The organism is Streptomyces sp. NPDC041200 (assembly GCF_055591805.1).
On the sequence record NZ_JBVIZF010000029.1, the window covers coordinates 1 to 23886 of the forward strand.

12 protein-coding genes are annotated in these 23886 nt (G+C 71.4%); 11 read left to right on the forward strand and 1 reads right to left on the reverse strand.

What is annotated here, in order from left to right:
* The 3 genes from ACZ6CL_RS34635 to ACZ6CL_RS34645 form a co-directional block, all read left to right on the forward strand.
* On the forward strand, window positions 1-203 hold a 203-nt coding region (locus tag ACZ6CL_RS34635), incomplete at its 5' end, for an MFS transporter (protein ID WP_468943314.1).
* 57 nt (window positions 204-260) lie between these two features.
* On the forward strand, window positions 261-1457 hold the full coding sequence (locus ACZ6CL_RS34640; RefSeq protein ID WP_468943315.1) for a Gfo/Idh/MocA family protein: 1197 nt from the start codon (window positions 261-263) through the stop codon (window positions 1455-1457).
* A gap of 27 nt (window positions 1458-1484) precedes the next feature.
* Window positions 1485-2483 carry a sugar phosphate isomerase/epimerase family protein gene (locus ACZ6CL_RS34645; RefSeq protein ID WP_468943318.1) on the forward strand — a complete coding sequence of 333 codons (999 nt, stop codon included), beginning with the start codon at window positions 1485-1487 and terminating at the stop codon, window positions 2481-2483.
* A gap of 80 nt (window positions 2484-2563) precedes the next feature.
* Here the strand turns inward: ACZ6CL_RS34645 and ACZ6CL_RS34650 are convergent, their stop codons facing one another.
* Entirely contained in the window at window positions 2564-3511 is a 948-nt protein-coding gene (locus ACZ6CL_RS34650; protein ID WP_468943321.1) for a methionyl-tRNA formyltransferase, read from the reverse strand.
* 247 nt (window positions 3512-3758) lie between these two features.
* On the opposite strand from ACZ6CL_RS34650, the gene ACZ6CL_RS34655 reads away from it, so the two are divergent.
* The 8 genes from ACZ6CL_RS34655 to ACZ6CL_RS34690 all read left to right on the forward strand — a co-directional run bounded on the left by ACZ6CL_RS34655 (window position 3759) and on the right by ACZ6CL_RS34690 (window position 23860).
* Window positions 3759-5114 carry a lysine N(6)-hydroxylase/L-ornithine N(5)-oxygenase family protein gene (locus tag ACZ6CL_RS34655; RefSeq protein WP_468943322.1) on the forward strand — a complete coding sequence of 452 codons (1356 nt, stop codon included), beginning with the start codon at window positions 3759-3761 and terminating at the stop codon, window positions 5112-5114.
* A 54-nt stretch (window positions 5115-5168) separates the two neighbouring features.
* A complete protein-coding gene (locus ACZ6CL_RS34660) occupies window positions 5169-6227 on the forward strand; it encodes a FecCD family ABC transporter permease (RefSeq protein ID WP_468943325.1) in 1059 nt (352 codons plus the stop codon).
* A complete protein-coding gene (locus tag ACZ6CL_RS34665; protein WP_468943328.1) occupies window positions 6224-7309 on the forward strand; it encodes a FecCD family ABC transporter permease in 1086 nt (361 codons plus the stop codon). The genes ACZ6CL_RS34660 and ACZ6CL_RS34665 overlap by 4 nt, the downstream gene beginning before the upstream one ends.
* A 41-nt stretch (window positions 7310-7350) precedes the next feature.
* Window positions 7351-8217: an ABC transporter ATP-binding protein gene (locus ACZ6CL_RS34670; RefSeq protein WP_468943331.1), complete on the forward strand. Its 867-nt coding sequence runs from the start codon at window positions 7351-7353 to the stop codon at window positions 8215-8217.
* 88 nt (window positions 8218-8305) lie between these two features.
* Entirely contained in the window at window positions 8306-9355 is a 1050-nt protein-coding gene (locus ACZ6CL_RS34675; RefSeq protein WP_468943334.1) for an iron-siderophore ABC transporter substrate-binding protein, read from the forward strand.
* 2 nt (window positions 9356-9357) lie between these two features.
* Entirely contained in the window at window positions 9358-11160 is a 1803-nt protein-coding gene (locus ACZ6CL_RS34680; RefSeq protein WP_468943335.1) for an ABC transporter ATP-binding protein, read from the forward strand.
* Window positions 11161-11258: 98 nt separating this feature from the next.
* Window positions 11259-22163 carry a non-ribosomal peptide synthetase gene (locus tag ACZ6CL_RS34685; protein ID WP_468943338.1) on the forward strand — a complete coding sequence of 3635 codons (10905 nt, stop codon included), beginning with the start codon at window positions 11259-11261 and terminating at the stop codon, window positions 22161-22163.
* Window positions 22160-23860, forward strand: a complete 1701-nt coding sequence (locus ACZ6CL_RS34690; RefSeq protein WP_468943340.1) for an ABC transporter ATP-binding protein — start codon at window positions 22160-22162, stop codon at window positions 23858-23860. The genes ACZ6CL_RS34685 and ACZ6CL_RS34690 overlap by 4 nt, the downstream gene beginning before the upstream one ends.
* Window positions 23861-23886: the final 26 nt, after the last annotated feature.

Consider the following 23886-nt stretch of genomic DNA (forward strand, 5'->3'; position numbering starts at 1 on the left):
CCGTGTTCGGCACCTGGACGGCCAACTTCGTGGTGACCCTGGCCTTCCCGCCACTGATCGCCGCGATCGGCGGTGCCACGTTCCTGCTCTTCGCGGCGGTCAACACCGCCACCATCTTCTACTACCTCCGCACCGTCCCCGAGACGCGAGGCCGCTCGATGGAAGCCATCGAGGCCCACTTCCGCGGCCAGTCCGCCGACTGACCACCCACGCCACGTCGACCAGACCGACCACCCCACTCCACGCTGAAAGGCACACCCATGGCCACGCCCGGCAAGCCCCTTTCCGTCGCGGTAATCGGAGCCGGCATGGCCGGCCGCACCCACGCCGCCGGTTACCGCAACGTCAACACGGTCTTCGCGGCCGGCCTGCCGCCGGTCCGCCTGGCCGCCATAGCCGACGCCAACGTCGCACTCGGCGAGGACGCCGCCCGCCGGTACGGCTACGAGAAGGCGCTCCCCAGCTGGGAGGCCGTGGCCGAGGACCCGACGATCGACGCCGTCAGCATCGTCGTCGGCAACGATCTGCACCGCCCCATCGCCGAGGCCCTGGTCGCCGCGGGCAAGCATGTGCTGTGCGAGAAGCCCCTGGCCGGAACGCTGGACGACGCCCGCGCGATGGCCGAGCTGGAGCGCACCGCCGATGTCGTGACGGCCGTCGGGTACACCTTCCGGCGCTCTCCCGCCATCTCCGCCATCCGTGACCACGTCCAGCGCGGGGAGCTGGGCGACCTCACGCTGTTCAGCGGCCGCTACTGGTGTGACTACGCCACCGACCCGAACGGCCCGCTGAGCTGGCGCTTCAAGGGCGGCCCCGGCTCCGGCGCGCTCGGGGACGTCGGCGCGCACGTGATCGACGCCGCCGAGTACATCGCCGGTCCCATCTCCGCGGTCTCCGGCGCCTCGCTGTCGACGCAGATCCCCAAGCGTCCGCTGCCGCTGGGCGCGGTCGTCGGGCACAACGCCGCCCCCGTCTCCGACGAGTTCGGCGAGGTCGAGAACGAGGACACCGCGTCCTTCACCGCGCGCTTCGAGTCCGGTCTCGTGGGCACCTTCTCGCTGTCGCGCACCGCCTTCGGCCTGCCCAACGGGCTCGCCTTCGATGTCGTGGGGCTGGGCGGCCGGGCGGCGTTCGACCAGCACAGGCCCGCCGAATACCTCTTCGACGATGCCCAGCCGGACGCCCGTACCCGCGGTGCGCGCCACATCATCGCCGGTCCGCAGATGCCGTACTTCAAGGGCGGCTACCCGATGGAGGCGCCGGGCGTGGGCGGCGGCAACGCCGAGATGTTCACGTACCAGGCGCGGGCCTTCCTCGACCAGGTCGCGGGCGTCGCCGACCCGCTGCCGGCCTGCGCCACCTTCGCCGACGGGCTGCGGACCATGGAGATCATCCAGGCCATCGTCGAGTCCTCCCGCCACGACGGTGCCGCCGTCGCCATCCCGGCCACCTCCTGACCACCCCCGTACGAAGGAGATAACCCCATGGCTCTCAAGCTCGGTGCCTACACCGCCTGTCTGCACGACCGCACGCTCACCGAGGCCCTCGACATCCTCAAGGAGAACGGGCTGACCTCCGTGGAGGTCAACACCGGTGGCTTCATCCCCGCCCCGCACTGCCCGGTCGACCTGCTGCTGTCCTCGGCCACCGCACGCGAGGAGTACCTGGCCGCCTTCGCCGACCGCGGCATGGAGCTGACCGGCCTCAACTGCAACGGCAACCCGCTCAACCCGCTCCCCGGGGTCGGCCCGAAACACGCCGACGACCTGCGCCGCACCATCCGGCTCGCGGGCCTCCTCGGGGTGAAGCACGTGGTCACCATGTCCGGCACACCCGGTTCCGACCCCGACGCCAAGTACCCCTCCTGGGTCGTGAATCCGTGGGACGGCGTCTACATGGACGTCCTGGACTACCAGTGGGGCGTGGCCGTCGCGTTCTGGAAGGAGATCGACGCGCTGGCCCGGGAGAACGACGTCCGGGTGGCCGTCGAGATGCACCCGCACAACGTGGTGTTCTCCCCGGTCACCCTGAAGCGGCTGGTCGACGAGACCGGCGCCACCAACGTCGGCGCGGAGATGGACCCCTCGCACCTGATGTGGCAGGGCATGGACATTGTGGCCTCCATCAAGTGGCTCGGCCCGCTGGTGTTCCACGCCGCCGCGAAGGACGCCACGCTCTGTCCCGGCGCCGACATCCGCGGCGTACTGGACTCGTCGTTCACCCGCGTGCCCGCCGACGCGCCCGGCAAGGTGCCCACCGGCTACGGCTTCTGGTGCAACGCCTGGCCCGAGGACCCGGCGTGGAAGTTCGTCGCGGTCGGCCTCGGACACGACACCGCCTACTGGACGGAGTTCCTGCGCGCCCTCGCGGAGGTCAACCCGGACATGGCCGTGAACATCGAGCACGAGGACGCCGCCTACTCCCAGACGGAGGGGCTGGCCCTGGCCGCCAAGAACCTGCGCGGCGCCGCGGCCGACCTCTGAACCCACGGGCGTGGGCGGCCCCGTACCCGGGAGGACCGGGTACGGGGCCTGCGCGTGCGGCCGTTACCGGGTGCGGTGGCTCAGGGGCGGCTGGTGAGGTAGCCGCCCATGGAGGTGAAGTACTCGGTGGCGGCCATCTCGTGGCCGTCCTCGGTCCGTACCCGGGTGATGGCCAGGCCGTGGTTGCGGCCGGTGCGGGCACCGGCTCCCGCGACGATCACCACGCCGTCGCCCTCGCGGTAGAAGACGCGGCCGGGAGTGCCGCCGTACCGGTTCTGGGACACGTCCGCTGCCAGGATTTCGAGGCGCTTGCCCTTGTGGAAGGTGTAGGTGCTGGGGTACGGCTCGGACTGGGCGCGGACCAGGCGTTCGAGGTCTTCCGCGGGCCAGGTCCAGTCGATGCGGATGTCCTCGGCGGACCGCTTGTGGAAGAAGGTGGCCTGGGACCGGTCCTGCTTGGTGAACTCCGTCTGCCCGGAGGCGATGAGGTCGAGGGCGCCGATCGTGACCGGGGCGATGAGGTCGACGGTCTTGTGGAAGAGGTCGGTGGTGGTGTCCTTCGGGCCCACCGGGACCGCCTCCTGCCGGACGATGTCACCGGCGTCGAGTTCGTCGTTCATCATGTGCGCGGTGACGCCCACTTCGGGCTCGCCGTTGATGAGGGCCCAGATCAGCGGGGAGAAACCGGCGTACTTCGGCAGCAGCGAGTCATGGACGTTGAGCGTGCCGTGGCGCGGCAGGCCGAAGATGCGCGGGGGGATCCAGGTCCGCCAGTTGTTCGCCACGATGATGTCCGCGTCGGCCTCCTTGAGGCGCTCGAACAACTCCTCGTCGTCGGGGCGGTTGCGGATCAGGACCGGGACGCCGTGCTCGTCGGCGAGGTCGGCGACGGAGTCGCTCCAGATCTTCTCGTACGCGTGCTCGCTCTTGGGATGCGTCACGACCAGGACCACGTCGTGTTCGGAGTCCAGGAGGGCTTGCAGGGTGCGGTGCCCCCAGGTCTGGTAGCCGAACATGACGACCCGCATGGGGTTCCTCCTCGAAGCAGGGGATGACCGGGGCAAGTAAAGCAAGGCTTGCCTTAGTCTGCAACGGGCTGATCTGGGGCCCCAGTTGGCGGGGCTGGTGTCGGATTGATTGTTTCCGGCTATCGACAGCCCCACCGGTTTAGCTTAGGCTCGCCTAAGTTGTTGGCGTGTCGCTCCGTCGGCGCGCCCCCCTTTACGCACCCTTCTCACCGCCTGACAGGCGATGGCCCCGCACGATGGGAGTGTCATGTCACGGGTTCTTCCTGGTGACGCATTACCGGTCCACGACCTCATTGGCATCGGCTTCGGGCCGTCCAATGTGGCCATGGCGATCGCGATCGGCGAGCACAACGCACGCGCCGGAGGGCCGGAGGCGATCAGCGCTCACTTCTTCGAGCAGCAGCCGCGCTTCGGCTGGCACCGTGGCATGCTGATCGACGACGCGACCATGCAGGTGTCCTTCCTCAAGGACCTGGTGACGCTGCGGAACCCGTCCAGTGAGTACAGCTTCCTCTGCTACCTGCAGAGCAAGGGCCGGCTGATCGACTTCATCAACCACAAGAACCTCTTCCCGCTGCGCGTGGAGTTCCACGACTACTTCGAATGGGCCGCGGCCAAGGTCGGGAACATGGTTTCCTACGGCCACGAGGTGGTGGGCGTCGCGCCCGTCGTCCGGGACGGAGCGGTGGAGTACCTGGACGTGACGGTCCGTTCGGGGGAGGGGCTGGAGGTCTACCGGGCCCGCAACCTCGTCATCGGCACCGGACTGCGTCCTCTCATGCCGGAGGGCGTGGAGCGCGGTGACCGTATCTGGCACACCTCCGAACTCCTGGCCAGGGCCGACGGGTTGGAAGGCACCTCGCCCTCCCGGTTCGTCGTCGTGGGCGCCGGGCAGAGCGCCGCCGAGAACGTGGCCTATCTGCACCGCCGCTTCCCCGGGGCCGAGGTCTGCGCGGTCTTCTCCCGCTACGGCTACAGCCCCGCCGACGACAGCGGTTTCGCCAACCGGATCTTCGATCCCGGGGCGGTCGACGACTACTTCGCCGCGCCCGACGACGTCAAGCGGCGGCTGATGGACTACCACGGCAACACCAATTATTCCGTGGTGGACATCGACCTGATCGACGACCTGTACCGGCAGAGTTACCAGGAGAAGGTGCTGGGCGCCGAGCGGCTGCGCTTCCTCAACGTGTCCCGGCTCACCGACGTCAAGGAGACCCCCGCCCAGGTACGGGCCACCGTGACGTCCCTGGTCACCGGCGAGGAGACGCTGCTGGACGCGGACGTCGTGGTCTTCGCCACCGGCTACAGCCCCGTCGATCCCCTCGGCCTCCTCGGCGAAGTCGCCGACAGCTGCCTCCGCGACGACGAGGGCCGGGTCCGCGTGGAGCGGGATTACCGCATCGCGACCGACCCCGGCCTGCGCTGTGGTATCTATCTGCAGGGCGGCACGGAGCACACGCACGGCATCACGTCGTCCCTGCTGTCCAACACCGCGATCAGGGTCGGCGAGATCCTGGACTCGCTCCTCGACCGGGGCGCCGGGCCCGCTTCCCCCGAGGCCCGGCCGGTCGCCGACGGAGTCGGCAGCACCGCGCGCTAGTGCGTCACCGGTGGGACAAGGCCACCGACGGAACAAGGGATGACGTACTGAGACATGGGCACGACTGCGATTGAGCGCCCCGTGGCCAGGGGCGCAACAGGGGCCCGCCGGCGGCGGGTTGTGGGGCTCGGCGCGCTCGTGGCGGTCCTGGCGGCCGTGGCGGCGGTGTCGCTGGCCGTCGGTGCGCGCGCGCTGAGCCCCGCCGAGGTGTGGCACGGGTTGTTCGCGGGGCCGGAGTCCGATCAGCGGCTCACCGAGATCAGGCTCATCGTGCGGACCGTGCGGGTGCCCCGGACGGTGCTCGCGATCGTGGCGGGCATCGCGCTGGGGGTCGGCGGGGCGCTGATCCAGGGGTACACCCGGAACCCGATCGCCGACACGGGCCTGCTGGGGGTGAACGCCGGTGCCTCGTTCGCCGTGGTGTCGGTGATCGCCGTGTTCGGGTTCGAGAATCCGTTCCAGTACGTCTGGTTCGCCTTCCTGGGCGCGGCGATCGCGGGTGTCGTCGTGTTCGGGCTGGCGAGCCTCGGCCGGGGAGCGGGCAATCCGCTGACGCTCGCCCTGGCCGGGCAGGGGATCACCGTGTTCCTCGCGGCGATGACGAAGGCGGTGGCGCTGTCGGACCAGAAGTCGCTGAACGCGCTGCGGTTCTGGGACGCGGGCTCGGTGGCCGGAGTCGGCTTCGACGTCATCTGGCCGGTGACCGCGTTCATCGCGGTCGGGCTGGTGCTGGCGGTGACCACGTTGCCCGCCATGAACCTGCTCAACCTGGGGGATGACGTGGCGCGGGGGCTGGGCGTGAACATCGCGCTGAGCCGGACCGTCGGCATCGTCGCCATCACCCTGCTGGCGGGCGCGGCGACGGCGGCGTGCGGCCCCATCGCGTTCCTCGGGCTCATGGTGGCCCACATCGCCCGGTATCTGACCGGGCCGGACTACCGCTGGCTGGTGCCGTACGCGGGGCTGCTCGGGGCCGTCGTCCTCCTCGTCTGCGACATCGTGGGCCGCTTGGTGGTGCGACCGGGCGAGCTGGACGCCGGTGTGCTCGTGGCCCTCCTCGGCGCCCCGTTCTTCGCGGTTCTGGTGTGGCTCGGAAAGTTCAAGACGGCATGAGCGGAACAGATGTGAGATCCGATGCGAGGGCGGATGTGAAGCGCTCGGTGGCGCCGGGCGTGCGGCTCGGCCGGGTGTCGTTCGTGTGGCGGCCCTGGCTCGTCTGCGTCACGCTGCTGCTGGCCGCGGCGACCTTCCTGGTGTTCTGCCTGTCCATCGGCGTGGGGGAGTTCCCCATCGGGCTGCCTCAGGTGGTCAGGACCATCCTCGGCCGGGGCGAGCGGGTCGACGAGTTCGTCATCATGGATCTGCGGATGCCGCGCGCCCTGGCCGGGCTCGTCGTCGGGATCGCGCTTGGGGTGTCCGGGGCGCTTACGCAGTCCATCGCGCGCAACCCGCTGGCCAGCCCGGACATCCTGGGGATCACCGGGGGCGCCGGAGCGGTATCGGTGTTCCTGGTGACGGTGTCGGGCGGGGCGTCCGCGGCGATCGAAGGCGCCGTGGGCCTGTCCGCGGCGGCGCTCGCGGGCGGGCTCGGCACGGGTCTGCTGGTGTACTTCCTGGCGTGGCGGCGCGGGATCGACGGCTTCCGGCTCATCCTCATCGGCATCTCGGTGAGCGCCGTCACGGAGGCGATCACGACCTGGCTGCTGGTCACGGCCGACATCAAGGACGTGGCCCGGGCCCAGGCGTGGCTGGTCGGCTCGCTGGACAACCGGTCGTGGGACGAGGTCCACACGGCGCTGTGGTGCACGCTCGCCCTGCTGGCCGTCGTGTCCTGTGTGGCGTTCCAGTTCAAGCCGATGCACCTGGGCGACGAGGTCGCCGCGGGCCTGGGCGTCCGGTACTCGATGGTGCGGGCCGTTCTGCTGCTGTGCGCGGTGCTGCTGGCCGGTGTGGCGGTGAGCGCGGCGGGGCCGGTGCCGTTCGTCGCGCTGGTGGCGCCGCAGGTGGCGATGCGTCTCGCACGGTGTCCGACACCGCCGTTGGCGGCGTCCGGCCTGGTGGGGGCGCTGCTGCTGACCGGCGCGGACCTGGTCGCGCGCACGGCCCTGCCGATCACGCTCCCGGTCGGCGTGGTCACCGCCGCGATCGGCGGCCCCTTCCTCGTCTATCTGCTGGTACGGGCGAATCTCAGATGACCGGATAGAGAGGTTTGGCGAACGTGGAAACAGGGGGGCTTGTGAGCGCCGAGCGCAGCACCGAGAACGAGTCCGGGGCCCAGATCCCCGCACGGCTGGCGGCCAGGGGCGTCACGGTCGGGTACGGCGGACGGAACGTCATCGACGGCCTGGACGTGACGATTCCGCCGGGCGTGATCACCACGATCATCGGGCCCAACGGCTGTGGGAAATCAACGCTTCTGCGCACCCTGACCCGGCTGCTCAAGCCGGCCAGCGGGAGCGTCGTGCTGGACGGCCAGGACATCGCGCGGCTCAAAACCCGGGACGTGGCCAGGAAGCTGGGCCTGCTGCCGCAGGCGCCGGTCGCGCCGGAGGGGCTGACGGTGGCCGACCTCGTCGCCAGGGGGCGCCATCCGCACCAGAGCTGGCTGCGGCAGTGGTCGTCGGACGACGCCGGGGTGGTGGAGCGCGCGCTGGCCATGACCGGGGTGGCGGATCTGGCCGACCGCCCGGTGGACTCGCTGTCCGGCGGGCAGCGGCAGCGCGTCTGGATCTCGATGACCCTGGCCCAGGGCACCGGCCTGCTGCTCCTGGATGAGCCGACCACCTACCTGGACCTGGCGCACGCGATCGATGTGCTCGACCTGGTCGACGACCTGCACGAGTCGGGCCGCACCGTGGTCATGGTGCTGCACGACCTCAACCTGGCCACCCGCTACAGCGACAACCTCATCGTGATGCGGGAGGGGACGATCCTGGCGCAGGGACATCCGCGCGACGTGATCACCGCCGAGCTGCTGGACGAGGCGTTCGGGCTGCGTGCAGCGGTCGTTGACGATCCGGTGGGCGACCGGCCGCTCATCGTGCCGATCGGGCGCGCCCATGTGCGGTCCGATCAGGTTCCCGCCGAGGAATGTTGCAAGTAAGGCTAGGCTAGCCTCACTTACTCGGGATAAGGTTTGCCTGCCCTGCGACAGGGGGCGTAACGGACAGCGCGACAGCAAGGGATGCGGGATGCTCCTCGATCGAACGACGCGTAGGACGCCAAGACGGCGGTTAGCGGCGGCACTCTCCGCGGCGGCCCTCGGCGTCGGCCTCCTCGCGGGATGTGGTTCCGACTCGTCGGACACGGCGAGCGACGACGCCCCGGCCGCCGCCTCCGGCGCGTTCCCGGTCACCGTGGAGCACGCGTTCGGATCCACGAAGGTCAGCAAGGCCCCCCAGCGGGTCGTCTCCGTCGGCTACACGGACGACCAGGCCATGCTGGCGCTCGGCGTCAAGCCGGTCGGCATGGTCGACCAGTACCCGAACCCCGCGGGCAAGAAGCCCGACATCAACACCCAGTGGCCCTGGGTGAAGGACAAGTGGGGCGACACCCAGCCCGAGGTCGTCATGAAGAACGGCGACTCCGGCCCCGACTTCGAGAAGATCGCCGCCCTGCGGCCGGACCTGATCGTGGCGGTCTACTCCGAGATCGACAAGGCCGCCTACGACAAGCTCTCCAAGATCGCCCCCACCGTGGGCCGCACCAAGGGCGAGAAGGAGCCCTTCAGCGCCCCCTGGCAGGACAACGCCGTGCAGATCGCCAAGGCGCTGGGCAAGGAGGACGAGGGCACCAAGCTGGTGCGGGGCGTCCAGGACAAGCTCGACGCGGCCAAGAAGGCGCACCCCAAGTTCGCGGACCAGACCGCTGTCGCGCTGTCCTGGTACAAGGACTCGGTGGCGCCGTTCACCTCCACCGATGTGCGGGGACGCATGGTGACGGGCATCGGCTTCAGGTACCAGACCAAGATCGACAAGATCGCGGACGGAAAGTTCTTCACCGCGCTGTCCCCCGAGCGTGTCGACCTGGTCGACGTCGACCGCGTCTTCGTCGTCAACGACAAGGCGGACCAGGAAGCGCTGAAGAAGTTCAAGCTGTTCGCCAACCTGGACGCCGTGAAGAAGGGCAAGGTGTCGTACCTGCTGGACAGTGAGGGCCCGGCGGTCGGCGCGGCCATGTCCCAGGGCACCCTGCTGTCCCTGCCGTACGCGATCGACGAACTCGTCAAGTCGGCCGGTTAGGTGTGAGCACCACCGACGCGCGTAGCGCCCCGGCCACCGCCCGGGCCACCCTGCGCACCGCGACAGGACGCGTGGCCACCCGATGGGTCGTGGCGCACTGCCGCGAGGTCCCGTGGCTGTCGGCGGCCACCGTGCTCACCACGGTGGCCGGGGCGGCGCTCCAGGTGCTCCCGGTGCTCCTGCTCGGCCGGGTGGTCGACGGGGTGGCCGAGGGCGAACCGCGCTCGGCCCTGGTCACCATCGGCGTGCTGATGGGAGCCGCCGCGCTGCTCGGCGCGGCGGCCACCGCGGTGTCGACCTATCTCATCGGGCGGCTGGGCGCGGACCTCCTCGCGCGGCTGCGCGAAGGCGCCGTCCGCGCGGTGCTGGGGATGCCGAGCGCACGCATCGAGCAGGTCGGCCGCGGCGATGTGCTGTCCAGGGTCGGCGACGATGTGGCCGTGCTGTCCAAGGGCATCCGTACGGCCGTCCCCACGGTGTTCTCGGCGGGCGTGCTGGTCCTCATCGCCACGGTCGGCATGTTCGGGCTGGACTGGCGGCTGGGCCTCGCGGGCGCCGGTGCGCTGCCCGCGTACGCGCTCGCACTGCGCTGGTATCTGCCCCGGTCCGCCCCCCTCTACCAGAAGCAGCGGGCGGCCCAGGCCGACCGCGCGCAGGCGCTCATCAGCGGCCTGAACGGGATCGACACGGTCCGGGCCTACCGCCTGGAGGGCGCCTTCCGTGACAAGGTCACCAGCGAGTCGTGGCGGGTGCGCGACTTCGGTATCGAGGTGTTCCGGTTCTTCGGCCGGTTCGTCGGCCGGGAGAACCGCGCCGAGTTCATCGGGCTGGTCCTGATCATCGTGGTGGGGTACGCCCTGCTGGAGGCCGACGCCGCAAGCCTGGGCGAGGTGTCGTCGGCCCCCCTGATGTTCCACCGGCTGTTCACCCCGCTGGGCTCCATCATGTTCACCTTCGACGAGGCGCAGAAGTCGGGCGCGAGCCTGACCCGGCTGGTCGGGGTGCTGGGCGAGGCCGCGGAGGACCGGCTGGTGGGGGACGCCCCGGCCGTCGCCCCGGCGGACACCGTGCCGTACCCGGTGACGGTGGAGGGGCTGACGTATCGCTATCCCGACGCCGAGGACCCGGTCCTGCGGGACGTCAGCCTGACGATCCCGGCGGGCGGTTCGCTCGCGCTGGTGGGGGCCACGGGCGCGGGAAAGACGACGCTGGCCGCGCTGATCGCGGGCATCGGGACCCCGGAGTCCGGTTCGGTGCGCATCGGGCCGACCGACCTGGCCGGTCTGGATGAGGCCGGGGCGCGGGCGCTGGTGAGCATCCTGACGCAGGACACCCATGTGTTCTCCGGCCCGCTCGCCGACGACCTGCGGCTGGCCGCGCCGGAGGCGACCGACGCCGAGCTGCGGCACGCGCTGCGCACGGTCGGCGCCGAGGAGTGGGTCGACGCGCTGCCCGACGGGCCGCACACCATGGTCGGCGAGGGCGGCGAACGCCTGGACGTCACCAAGGTCGCCCAAGTCGCGCTGGCCCGGCTGGTGCTGAGCCGGTCGCCGGTGGTGGTGCTCGACGAGTCGACCGCGGAGGCGGGCAGCGAGGGCGCCGCCGAGCTGGACCGGGCCGTGCTGGCCGCGTGCGCGGGCCGGACCACGCTGTTCGTGGCGCACCGGCTGACCCAGGCGATGGCGGCGGACCGGATCGCCGTGCTGGACGCGGGACGGGTGGTGGAGCAAGGGACGCATGAGGAGCTGGTGGCCCTGGGCGGCCGGTACGCGCGACTGTGGCGGGCCTGGCGAGAAGGCAGCTGAGCCAGCAGCGCGGGTCGGGCGGGCCGAGCCGTTCGGGCCGGTGAACACCCCTGATGCAGGTGAGGTTTTCATGACGTGGAAGGAATGCTGAGTCTTCGATGACGGAACCGAGCGCTCGCCGCGTACTGCTCTCTCCCGCACGCGTTGCCGACGTACGCCGCCGGACCGGTGATTTCTCCGATCGGACCATCGCCGAAGCGTGCGCCATCGGGCTGTCGTACTGGGCGTCGGGGCACAGCCCCGACGGCATCGACCTCACCCCCGCCACCCTGTTCGCCGACGTCCTCGCATGGGTCGACAACGGAGGTGCTGGGCCGACCGGTTGGGAGGTCGAGGCAGATGGCACGGACGGGTGGAGCATCGCCGTCCCGGACGGTGTCGTACGGGCCGACGCGCAGCTCGCGCTGGACGACCTGGCCGACTTCCCGGACCGGCCGCTCGGCACCATCAGCCCGTCCAGCGTGGCGGAGAGGCTTAACGCCCTGGCCGAGTGGAACGACAACACCGCCGACCGGATCCGGCCCACCATCGTGGAGATGTTCCACGAGCAGGCGCGGACCAGGCCGGACGCCATCGCCATCGTCGACGAGCACCGGTCGCTGACCTACCGTGAGGCGGCCGAGCGGGCCGCCCAGCTCGCCCACCATCTGCTGGAGCGCGGACTCCGCCCCGAACAGGTCGTCGGCATCTCCCTCGGCCGCTCCGCCGACATGGTGATCGGGCTGCTCGGCGTGGTCCAGGCGGGGTGCGCGTTCGTACCGCTCGATCCGCGGTGGCCCGCCGCGCGCCGGGCCGTCGTCATCGCCGACGCCCAGGTCGTGACGCAGCTCAACGACTCGGGCGAGCACACCCCGGACGAGCCGGAAGCCGTGGCCGTCGACCTCGGTGACTGGCGCTTCGGCTCCTACCCCACGGAGGGCCCCGGGACCGTCGTACCCGGCGACGCCCTGGCGTATGTGATCTTCACGTCCGGTTCGACCGGGCGGCCCAAGGGCGCGATGATCCGGCACGAGGCGATCAGCGAGCGCCTGCTGTGGCAGGTGAACGAGATCCTGGGCTTCGGCCATGACGACGCGTCGCTGTTCAAGGCGCCGCTGTCGTTCGACATCTCCATCAACGAGATCTTCCTGCCGCTGGTGTCCGGCGGCAGACTGGTGGTCCTGCGCCCCGGTGGCGAACGGGATCCACACCATCTGCTGAGCGTGATCGCCGAGCAGCGCGTCACCTTCACCTACCTGGTGTCCTCCATGCTGGACGTGCTGCTGGAGATGGCGGGCGACTCCGGGCGGCTGGACAGTCTGCGCCATGTGTGGTGCGGCGGCGAGGTCCTGACCCCGGAGCTGTACGAGCGGTTCCGCACCCGGCTCGACATCCCGCTGTACCACGGCTACGGCCCCGCCGAGACGACGATCGGCGTCTCGCACGTCATCTACCGGGGCGCGGCGGAACGCCTGTCGACCTCCATCGGCAAGGCCAACCCCAACACCCAGCTGTACGTGCTGGACGACGAACTGCGCCCGGTCCCCGTCGGCGTCGGCGGTGAACTGTACGCGGGCGGCTTCCTCCTGGGCCGCGGCTACATCAACGCACCCGGCCTGACGGCGTCCCGGTTCGTGGCGAACCCCTTCGCCGGGGACGGATCCCGGCTGTACCGCACCGGTGACCTGGCCCGGTTCGCCCCGGACGGGTCGCTGGACTTCCTCGGCCGGGCCGACAACCAGGTCAAGATCCGCGGCATGCGGCTGGAGATCGAGGACGTCGAGGCCGGTCTCGCGGAGCACCCCCGGGTACGGCACACCTGTGTCCTCGCGAAGAAGAACACGGCGGGCGGCACCTATCTGGTGGGGTACGTCATCCCGGCCGCCGGGAGCGAGGAGCTGCGCGCGGACGAGGTCACGGCGTGGGCCGCCGCGCACATGGTGGAGTACATGGTGCCCGCCCACATCGTGGTGATGACGGAATTCCCGCTCACCGCGAATGGCAAGCTCGACCGCCGCGCGCTGCCGGAACCCGTGATCGGGACGGGCTCGCTCACCCCGCCCGCCACCGAGAACGAGCGGGTGCTGTGCGCGGCGGTCGCGAAGGTGCTGCGGCTGGAGGAGGTCGGTGTCGACCAGGACTTCTTCCAGCTCGGCGGGGACAGCCTGCTGGCGATCTCGCTGCTGAACGCGGTGCGCGACGCGGGCCTGCACCTCACGGCACGGCAGATCTTCACCCACAGCACCGTGGGGGCGCTGGCGGCGGTGGCGCTCGTCGAGGACACCGCCACCGTGGACCGGGCGGACGTCGCGACCGGCACGGTCGTGGGATCGCCCATCGTGCAGTGGCTCGGCGAGACCACGGACGCGATCGACGGCTTCGTACAGTCGGTCGTGCTGAACACCCCGGCGGAGCTGACGGCCGACGCCCTCGACGCGATCCTCACCGCCGTGGTCCGGCGCCACGACATGCTGCGCGCCACGCTGGTGCGCGGCGACCGCTGGAGTTTCGCCATCCCGGAGGCTGACCGGGCCACCTCATCGTGGCAGGAGAGCGACCGGCCGCTGGAGGAGTGCGTCGCGCTCGCCACCGACGGACTGGACCCGGCGAGCGGCGTGATGCTGCGCGCCGTCTGGCGGCGCGCGGCACGGCAGCTGGTCGTGGTGGCGCACCATGTGGTCGTCGACGGCGTGTCCTGGCGTGTCCTGATGGACGACCTGGCCACCGCGTGGCGGCAGTTCGCTTCGGACGAGCCGATCGCGCTGCCCCCGGTGGGCACGTCGTTCCGGCGCTGGACGCAACTGCTGGAGCACACGGCGTTCGACGCGGACCGTGACTACTTCCGGCGTCCCCTGCCGGGCGCGGACGCACCCGTGGGCAGGCGCGCGCTGTCGGAGGCCGACACCGTCGCGCGGGAGCGGGCGCGGACCGTTTCGGTCGGGCCCGAGGTCACGGCCGCGCTGCTGGGTGAGATTCCCGCGAAGTTCCACGCGGGTGTGAACGACGTGCTGCTGACCGCGCTCGCCGTCACCCTCGCCCGCTGGCGCCGCGACCTCGGACAACGCCAGACGTTCGCCCACATCGAACTCGAAGGCCACGGCCGCGAGGGGCGGTTCGTGGCGGACGCCGCCGGTTTCGAGCCGGAGCTGTCGCGGACCGTGGGCTGGTTCACCACCCTGTTCCCGGTGACCGTGGATCCCGGCGCGGCGGCCGACTTCACCGCGCCCGGGTATCTGGCCGCCGCGCTCAAGGCGGTCAAGGACGACCTCGCCCGGGTGCCGGGCAACGGCGTTTCCTACGGCGCCCTGCGGTATCTGCGCGGCGTGGAGTTCGACGCACCCGCACCGCAGGTGTTGTTCAACTACCTTGGCCGCTTCGAAGCGGGCGCGTCCGGTGACTGGCAACTCGCGGGTTCCACCGGGCAATTGGGCGAGAAGCGCGACCCCGGGATGCGTCTGCCGCGCGCCCTGGAGTTCAACGCGATCACCGAACCCGCCCCGACCGGCGCCTACGAACTGGTCACCACCCTCTCCTGGCCCGACGGGATGTTCACCGACCAGGACATCACGACGATCGGCGGGTACTTCCGCGAGGCCCTGGCCGGGCTGGCCGCGCTCGACCAGGGCGGCCACTCGCCCAGTGACTTCGGCCCGGTGCCGCTCACCCAGGCCGACGTCGACGCCCTGGACGGCCCGGCGCTGCGCGACATCCTGCCGCTGACCCCGTTGCAGGAGGGCCTGTACTTCCACTCGGTCTTCGACGGCGACTCGGCGGGCGCGTACGTCGAGCAGCAGCTGCTGACGCTGGACGGCGAGGTGGACGCCGACCGGCTCGCGGCGGCGGCCACCCGGTTGCTCACGCTGTACCCCAACCTGGCCGCGCGGTTCACGGCCCTCGCCGACGGCCGCGTGGTCTCCGTACTGGACAGTGGCGTGGAGGCGCCCTTCACCACGCTGGACCGCCCCGGCATCACCGACGACGAGATCCGCCACCTGGCCGAGCGGGACCGCCGCGCCGGATTCGACCTGGCCACCGGGCCGCTGATGCGGTACACGCTCATCCGTGGCGGCCCCGGCAGGGACGTCCTGGTGCAGACCGTGCACCACATCATCGCCGACGGCTGGTCGGTGCCGCCGATGCTCCGCGCGCTGCTGGCCGAATACCACGCGCCGGGGACCGTGCACCCACTCGGCGGCTTCCCCGACTACGTACGACGGCTCGCCGCACGCGATGACGACGAGAGCGACCGGGTGTGGCGCGAGCAGCTCGCCGAGCTGCCCGGCCCCTCGCTGGTCGCCGAGGGACACACCCCGTCCGACCGGTTCGCCGACACCGCCGTGGAGCCGGGGGAGGACATCGACGCGGCGGCCCGGTCGGCCGGTGTGCCGCTGAGCGTGGCCGTGCACAGCGCCTGGGCGGTGACGCTGGGCTCCATCCTGCACGGCCGGGACGTGGCGTTCGGCTCCACGGTGTCCGGGCGTGACGCGGAGGTGCCCGGCATCGAGGACATGGTGGGGCTGTTCATCAACACGATCCCCGTGCGCGCCCGCTGGACCGGTACCACCACGGCGCGTGACCTGCTCGCCTCGGTGCGGGAACACCAGAGCGCGGTGCTGCCGCACCAGCACGTCTCGCTGGCCCGGATCAGCCGGCAGACCGGCGCGGGCACGCTGTTCGACACCCTGGTGGTGTTCGACGTGGCGGCCGATGTGGCCGCGCTGCGACGGCCCGGCGACACGCTGGCCATCACCGGCATCGTCAACGAAGGCGCCCCGCACTACCCGCTGACCCTGGTGGTCGAGCGCGCGCTCGACGGCCGCCCCCGCTTCAACCTGATCTACGACGGCGAACTGCTGCGCGAGGCGACCGCCCAGGCGATCCTGCACACGTTCACCCGGGCCCTCACCGGCCTGCTCACCCGGCCGGACGCCCTGGTCGACGACCTGGCACCGGAGGACGCCCGGCGCCCCGGGCGGATCGCCGAGACGACCCTGGGCGGGCTGTTCGACGCCGCCGCGCGCCGCGACCCGGCGGCCACCGCCGTCACCCAGTGCGGTCTCGACGGCGGCACCCGGTCACTGACCTACGGCGAACTCGCGGACGCGAAGAACGAGCTGGCCGCTGTCCTGCGCGCGGCCGGGGCCGGGCCGGGGAAGCGCGTCGCCGTGGCCGTCCCGCGCTCCCTCGAACAGGTCGTCGCCCTGGTCGCGGTCGTCAGCGCGGGCGGTGCGTACGTGCCGCTGGACCTGGCGTACCCGGACGAACGGCTGGAGTACCTCCTCGCCGACGCCGCGCCGCAGGTCGTCCTCGTGGAGCGTGAGCAGCGCGACCGCTTCACCCGGCTGCTTGCCCGGGCGGGCGTGGCGGCCCGTGTGCTGGTACGGGGGGAGGAGCGGCCACCGGCCACTACCGAGCCCGGGCCGGAGGCCACCTGGCACGACCCCGCGTACCTGATTTACACGTCCGGATCGACGGGCAGGCCCAAGGGCGTCGTCGTCCCGCACTCCAGCGTGGTGACACTGCTCGCGAACACCCGGCCCGCCATGGACTTCGGCCCGCACGACGTCTGGGTCCAATTCCACTCCTTCTCCTTCGACTTCGCGGTCTGGGAGCTGTGGGGCGCGCTGGCGCACGGTGGCGAGCTGCTGGTGCCGGAGTACGGGCTGACCCGCTCGCCGGTCGAATTCCACCGGCTCGTCCGGGAGCGCGGAGTGACCGTGCTCAATCAGACCCCGTCGGCGTTCTACCAGTTCATCGAGGCCGACCGGCATGCCGGTGAGCCGTTGCCCGCGCTGCGCCGGATCATCTTCGGCGGCGAGGCACTGGACCTGGGACGGCTGCGCGGCTGGGTCGAGCGGCACGGCACCGGATCGCCCGAGCTGGTCAACATGTACGGCATCACCGAGACCACCGTCCATGTCACCCACCGGGTGCTGGCCGACGAGGACTTCGGCCCCGGCCAGGACGTCAGCCCGATCGGCACTCCGGTTCCCGGGCTGGTCACCTATCTGCTCGACGACCGGCTCCGGCCGGTGCCGCCGGGCCGGGAGGGTGCCATCTACGTCGCGGGTGACCAGGTGTCGCTGGGCTATCTGGGCAGGCCCGGACTCACCGCCGGCCGGTTCGTGGCGGATCCGTTCGCGGGCGACGGCTCCCGCATGTACCACACGGGCGACCTCGCCATCCGCACCCTCGACGGCGAGCTGGAGTTCACCGGCCGCGCCGACGATCAGGTGCAACTCAAGGGATTCCGCGTCGAGCTGGGTGAGGTGGAGACCGCCGTACGGGAACTCGACGGTGTCGTCGACGTGGCCGTCACCGTGGCGGACACCGGCGACCACCTTGTCGCACACGTCGTGGGCCGGGTGCCGGACGACTTCGCCGAGTCGCTGTCCACGAAGCTGCCCGTGCACATGGTGCCGGGCCGGGTGCTGCCGGTCGACGCCCTGCCGCTGACGGTCAACGGCAAGCTCGACCGCACGGCCCTGATCCAGCGCGCCGCCGCCCAGGACGACACTTCGGCCGCGATGAGCGATTCCGCGCTCGCCGCGCTGGTCGGCATCTTCGCGGACACGCTGCCCGGGTCCGCCGTGGATGGCGACACCGACTTCTTCCGGGCCGGGGGTGACAGCATCGTCGCGATCACCGTGATCAACCGGGCCAGGGCGCTCGGCCTGCCGATCGCGCCACGGGACGTGTTCCTCTTCCGGACACCGCGCGCGCTCGTCGAACACCTGGGAACGCGCACGCCGCGGGCCGAAGCGTCCGCCGCCGTGCGCCGCGAGGACGGCCCGCTGGCGCCGACGCCGATCCTCCTGCGCCAGCGCGAACTGGGCGGATCGCTCGCCCGGTTCGCCCAGGCCAGGACGCTGGTGGCACCCGAGGGCGCCGGGTTCGCCGACGCCGGGCGCGCCGCGAACGCCGTGGTGGCCGCGCACCCGGCCCTCCGGCTGCGGCTGCGCGTCGAGCACGGGGTGTGGGCCCCGCGTACCGAGGCCGCCCGAGAGGTCACCGTCGTACGGCCGGACACCACCGATGCCACGACGGCGGCGAACGAGGCCGCCGGACGGCTCGATCCCGAGTCCGGGGACGTGGTCGCGTTCTCGTGGCTGGAGGCGAGCCGGACCCTGGTGGTCACCGTGCACCACCTCGCCGTCGACTCGGTGTCCTGGCTGGTCCTGCTGGACGACCTGGCCACCGCCCTGCGGGGGGAGCCCCTGGCGCCGCCGACCACGTCGTACGCCGAGTACGCCGAGGCGCTCACCTTGCGGTCCACCCACGCCATCGACGACCTCGGACACTGGATCACCACGCTGCGGGCGCCCGAACTCCTCCCGTCCATAGGCGAGTTGCGCGAGACCGCAGTCGTGCTCGCGCCCGAGGTGAGCGACCGCGTGACACGTACCGCGCCCGCAGCGCTCGGCGTCGGGCTCACCGAGCTGCTGTGCGGCGCGCTGCGTGCCGCGCTGACCCGCGTCCAGCCCTCGCCCACCGATCTCGCGATCGAGCTGGAGCGGCACGGCCGGGTCCCGGCGCTGGAACACCACGACTACACCCGCACGGTCGGCTGGTTCACTGCCATCGCGCCCGTACGGCTCACCGCGCACACCGATCCCGTCGCGGCGGCGCGCGAGGTGGCCGAACGCCAGCCGGACGAGCGCGCACACGTCGGCTACGGGCAGCTCAGATACCTCAACCCGCAGACCGCGCCCCTGCTGACCGCCCGCCCACAGGTGCTGTTCAACTACCTCGGCCGGGGTGGCGAGTCCCAGGCGCCGCGCGTCACCGGCGGCGATCAGGGCAGCCCGTACGCGGTCGAGGTCAACGCGTGGACCGACGCGGCCACCGGAAGCCTGCACACGGACTTCATCCTCGCCGAGGGCATCCCGGACGAGATCACCGAGCACTGGCGGAGCGCGCTGGAACACATCGCGGACGCCTCCGCGACGGCCGAGCGCACCGCACCGGTCACCCCGCTCCAGCGAGGTCTGTACTTCCAGGCCCAGATGGCGGGCCCGGCCGGACACTATGTCGCGCAGAGCTGGTTCACCTTCGACCGGCGCCTGGACACCGGCGCGCTGGCCGAGGCGATGGCGTACGTGATCGCGCGCTACCCGGGCGTGGCCGCCGGATTCGCCACCGACGACGACGGAAATCCGGTCCAGGTCCTCGGCGCGGGACGGCGGGTCGATGTCCGCACGGTGTCCCTCGCCACGGACGCGGAGGCCGACGCCCTGCGCGCACGGGACCGCGACACCGGATTCAATCCGGATGAGCCGCCGCTGATCCGGATGACCGTGGTGCGGCTGCCCGACGACCGCGACGGGCTGCTGCTCAGCTACCACCTGCTGCTGTGGGACGGCTGGTCCCGCGAGATCGTGCTGCGCGAACTCTTCGACGCCTACGCGGCCGTCCTCGCGGGCGAGTTGCCCGCACCGGTCCCGGCCACGCCGAGCTTCGAGGACCACGCCCGGGCGCTGGACGCCCGCGACGCGGCCGCATCGGAGCGCTTCTGGGCGGAGCACCTGGCCGGTGTCCCCGGCCCGACACTGCTCGCCGGACCGGCGCCGACCCTCGTCGACGACCTGCCGCGCACCCTCGTGCACCCGCTGTCCGCCGAGCTGTCGGACCTGCTGCGGGACGCGGCCAGGGCGCACGGCGTCACGCTGAACTCGGTGCTGACCGGCGCGTTCGGCCTCCTGCTGGGCGCCCATACGGGCCGTAGCGACGCCGTGTTCGGCGTGACCGTCTCCGGTCGGGAGGGGGAGGGCCTGGACGACATCGTCGGTGTGCTGCTCAACACCGTGCCCCAGTGGACGCGGGCCCGGCCGGACGACACGGTCGGCGGGTATCTGTCGGGCGTCCAGGCGGCCAGGGTCGAAGCGATGGAGCACGAGCACCTGGGGCTCGGCGAGATCCAGCGGGCCAGCGGCCACGACACCTTGTTCGACAACCTGTTCGTGCTGCAGAACTTCCTGGACATGGACGCCTTCGCCGAGATGAACACCCGGCACGGCATCACCTCGGTGAAGGCCGACGACTCCACCCACTATCCGTTCACCTGGGTCGTCACGCCCGGCGACCGGCTCACGGTCAAGCTGGAGTACCGCGACCACGACACCGGGCACGCCCGCCGACTCCTGGACGACTATCTGCGCGTCCTCGAAGACGTGGCCCGCTCCGCCGGACCGGTCGGCGCGCTGCGCGGCCTGGGGCCGTGGCCATCGCCGGAGGCACGTACGGACGTCGGCACGGACACCGTGGTCGACCGCTTCGACCAGGCGGCGGACCGCGACCCGCGGCGGGTGGCACTCGTCGCCGATGGCTCGACCATGACGTTCGCGGGGCTCCGGGACCGCAGCCGCGCGGTGGCGGGTGTCCTCGCCCGGCGCGGCATCGGCCCCGAGACGACCGTGGGGCTCGCGATACCGCGCTCCCTCGACTCGATCGTGGCGCTGTTCGCCGTGCTGCGCGTCGGCGCCGCGTACGTACCGCTGGAGCTGGACCACCCGGACGAGCGGATCGCCGCGATCGTCGCGGACGCCCGCCCCGACGTCATCCTCACCGTGAGCGCGGTCTCGCCCCGGCTCACCGGCGACCTGATCGAGCTGGACCGCCCGCTGCCCGGGGCCGAGCCCTACCGGACGTTCGCGCCGGACGACCCGGACCGGCTGCGGCACCCCGCGTACACGATCTACACCTCCGGATCGACAGGGAAGCCCAAGGGCGTGGTGACCGAGTACGCCGGGCTCACCAACATGCTGATCAACCATCAGCGCCGGATCTTCGAACCGGTGCTCGCGGAACACGGCCATCGGATCTTCCGGATCGCCCACACCGTGTCGTTCGCCTTCGACATGTCGTGGGAGGAGCTGCTGTGGCTCGCCGACGGCCACGAGGTGCACATCTGCGACGAGGAACTGCGCCGCGACGCGCCCCGGCTGGTCGAGTACTGCCTCGAACACGGCATCGACGTCATCAACGTGACCCCGACCTACGCGCAGCAGCTGGTGGCCGAGGGCCTGCTCGACAACCCGGAACGGCGGCCGGCGCTGGTGCTGCTGGGCGGCGAGGCCGTCACCCCGACGCTCTGGCAGCGGCTCGCCGAGACCGAGGGCACGGTCGGCTACAACCTCTACGGACCCACCGAGTACACCATCAACACCCTCGGCGTCGGCACCTTCGAATGCCAGGACCCGGTGGTCGGGGTGGCGATCGACAACACCGATGTGTATGTGCTCGACCCATGGCTGCGGCCGCTGCCGGACGGGGTCCCCGGCGAGCTGTACGTGGCGGGCATCGGCATCGCGCGCGGCTATCTCGGACAGCCCGCCCAGACCGCGCACCGCTTCGTGGCCTGCCCGTTCGGCGCACCCGGCGAGCGCATGTACCGTACCGGGGACCTGGTGATCCGGCGTCCCGACGGCAACCTGATGTACCTGGGCCGCACCGACCAGCAGGTCAAGATCCGGGGACACCGGGTCGAACTGGGCGAGGTGGAAGCCGTGTTCGCGGCGCACCCGGCGGTGCGGTTCGCCGCCGCGGTCGCCCAGCCCGACCCGCAGGTCGACGGAGCGTACCGGCTGGCCGCCTACCTGGTGCTGGAGGGGGCGGAACTGGCGGCGGTGGCCGCCGAGGTGTGCGCCGGGCTGCCGGACTTCCTGCGCCCCACGCACTACGCCCAGGTCGACAGCATCCCGCTGACGGTGAACGGGAAGGCTGACACCAAGGCGCTGCCGGAGGCCAGGCCGCTCGGCGCGCTGACCACGGCGGGGGAGCGGGGGCCCGAGACCGAGACCGAGACCGTGGTGTGCGAGTTCTTCGCCGAGGCACTGGACCTGGACGACGACGAGGTGAGCGCGGTGAGCGACTTCGTGTCCCTGGGAGGGCACTCCATGCTGGCGGTGCGGCTGATCGGGCTGCTCCGCCGAGAGTACGGTCCTGTGATCACGATCCGTGATCTGTTCACCCTGCGAACCCCGGAAGCGATGGCCCGCCACCTCGATGACAACGCACCGCGATGACCACTCCTGACACGCAGCGGCCCCGACCGGGGTCCGACATCCTCCAAACCGCCCTGCGCCGCAACATGGGCGCCATGGCCTGGGGCACCGTCCTCATGGGCCTGTACCAGGCGGGTGAGACGGCCTTTCCCATCGCGCTCGGCCTCATCGTCGAGCACACCATGCGGGACCGGAGCCTCGGCGCGCTCGGCCTGTCGATCGCCGCGCTGGCGGTGATCATCACGACGGTGTCGCTGTCGTGGCGGTTCGGGATGCGGGTCCTGCAGAAGGCCAACACGACCGAGGCACACCGCTGGCGGGTGAAGGTCGCGTCCTGCGGCCTCCAGCCGGTGGCCAGGGACGTCGACCTCAAGTCCGGCGAGGTGCTGACCATCGCCACCGAGGACGCCGACCAGACCGCCGACATCATCGAGGTGGTGCCGCTGCTCATCAGCTCGCTGGTCGCGGTGCTGGTCGCGGCGGTCGCGCTGGGCCTGGCCGACGTACGGCTCGGGCTGCTGGTGATCGTGGGCACCGTGGCGATCCTGTCGGTCTTAAGCGTGCTGTCCAAGCGGATCGGGTCCAGCACCCGCGAACAGCAGGCCCGGGTGGCGCGGGCGGGCGCGAAGGTGGCCGACCTGATCACCGGCCTGCGCCCGCTGCACGGCTTCGGCGGCAACCACGCGGCGTTCCGGTCCTACCGCGAGGTCAGCACGGAGGCCAAGCACCAGGCGATCACCGTCGCCAAGGTGAACGGCGTGTACGCGGGCACCGCGCTGGCCCTCAACGCGGTCCTCGCCGCCGCCGTGACCCTGACGGCGGGCTCGCTGGCGTGGGACGGCAGCATCAACATCGGGGAACTCGTCATGGCCGTGGGGCTGGCGCAGTTCATCATGGAACCGCTGAAGCTGTTCTCGGAGATGCCGAAGTACGTGATGATGGCGCGCGCGTCGGCCGAGCGGATGGCGCTGGTGCTGACCGCGCCGCCGGTGGCGGCTCCGGGCCCGGAGCGTCCGGCCACCGGTGGCGGCGTGGAGATCGACTGCGTCCGGTACGGGTCGCTGCGTGAGCTGAAGTTCCAGGTGGCAGCGGGCGAGTTCGTGGCGATCGCCGCCTATCAGCCGCGTGCGGCGGCCGACTTGGCGTCGGTACTGGCCGTGAACGTCCCGCCCGGCGCGTACGAGGGAGCGGTGCGGGTCGGCGGGCAGGAGCTGGCGGACCTGGCGGTCGAGGCGGTCCGCGGGCACATGCTGGTCAACCCGTACGACGGGGAGATCTTCGCGGGCACCCTCCGGACGAACATCGACCCCTCGGGCACCAGCCGGATGGTCCCCGAGGCCGTCGAGGCGTCCATGCTGACCGATGTCGTCGCCCTCCACCGCGCGGGACTCGACTACGGCGTCCGCGACCGTGGCGCGAACCTCTCCGGGGGGCAGCGCCAGCGGCTGTCCCTGGCCCGGGCGCTGGCCGCCGACACCGATGTCCTTGTGCTGCACGACCCGACGACGGCCGTCGACGCGGTGACCGAGCAGCTCATCGCGCGTCACGTCGCGAAGCTGCGCCGGGACCGTACCACCATCGTGATCACCAGCAGCCCGGCCCTGCTGGACGCCGCCGACCGTGTCCTCGTCCTGGACGACGGCGTCATCACCGCCGAGGACACCCACCGCAATCTCCTCGCCACCGACGAGGGTTACCGCTCGGCGGTGGCCAGGTGACGCGGTGACGCGGTGACCCTGACGCA

Bases quoted from the DNA above. Each gene is read 5' to 3' on its own strand.
- ACZ6CL_RS34685 (WP_468943338.1), top strand. From the start codon at position 11,259: ATGACGGAACCGAGCGCTCGCCGCGTACTGCTCTCTCCCGCACGCGTT.
- ACZ6CL_RS34640 (WP_468943315.1), top strand. From the start codon at position 261: ATGGCCACGCCCGGCAAGCCCCTTTCCGTCGCGGTAATCGGAGCCGGC.
- ACZ6CL_RS34655 (WP_468943322.1), top strand. From the start codon at position 3,759: ATGTCACGGGTTCTTCCTGGTGACGCATTACCGGTCCACGACCTCATT.
- ACZ6CL_RS34665 (WP_468943328.1), top strand. From the start codon at position 6,224: ATGAGCGGAACAGATGTGAGATCCGATGCGAGGGCGGATGTGAAGCGC.
- ACZ6CL_RS34650 (WP_468943321.1), bottom strand. From the start codon at position 3,511: ATGCGGGTCGTCATGTTCGGCTACCAGACCTGGGGGCACCGCACCCTG.
- ACZ6CL_RS34645 (WP_468943318.1), top strand. From the start codon at position 1,485: ATGGCTCTCAAGCTCGGTGCCTACACCGCCTGTCTGCACGACCGCACG.
- ACZ6CL_RS34675 (WP_468943334.1), top strand. From the start codon at position 8,306: ATGCTCCTCGATCGAACGACGCGTAGGACGCCAAGACGGCGGTTAGCG.
- ACZ6CL_RS34690 (WP_468943340.1), top strand. From the start codon at position 22,160: ATGACCACTCCTGACACGCAGCGGCCCCGACCGGGGTCCGACATCCTC.
- ACZ6CL_RS34660 (WP_468943325.1), top strand. From the start codon at position 5,169: ATGGGCACGACTGCGATTGAGCGCCCCGTGGCCAGGGGCGCAACAGGG.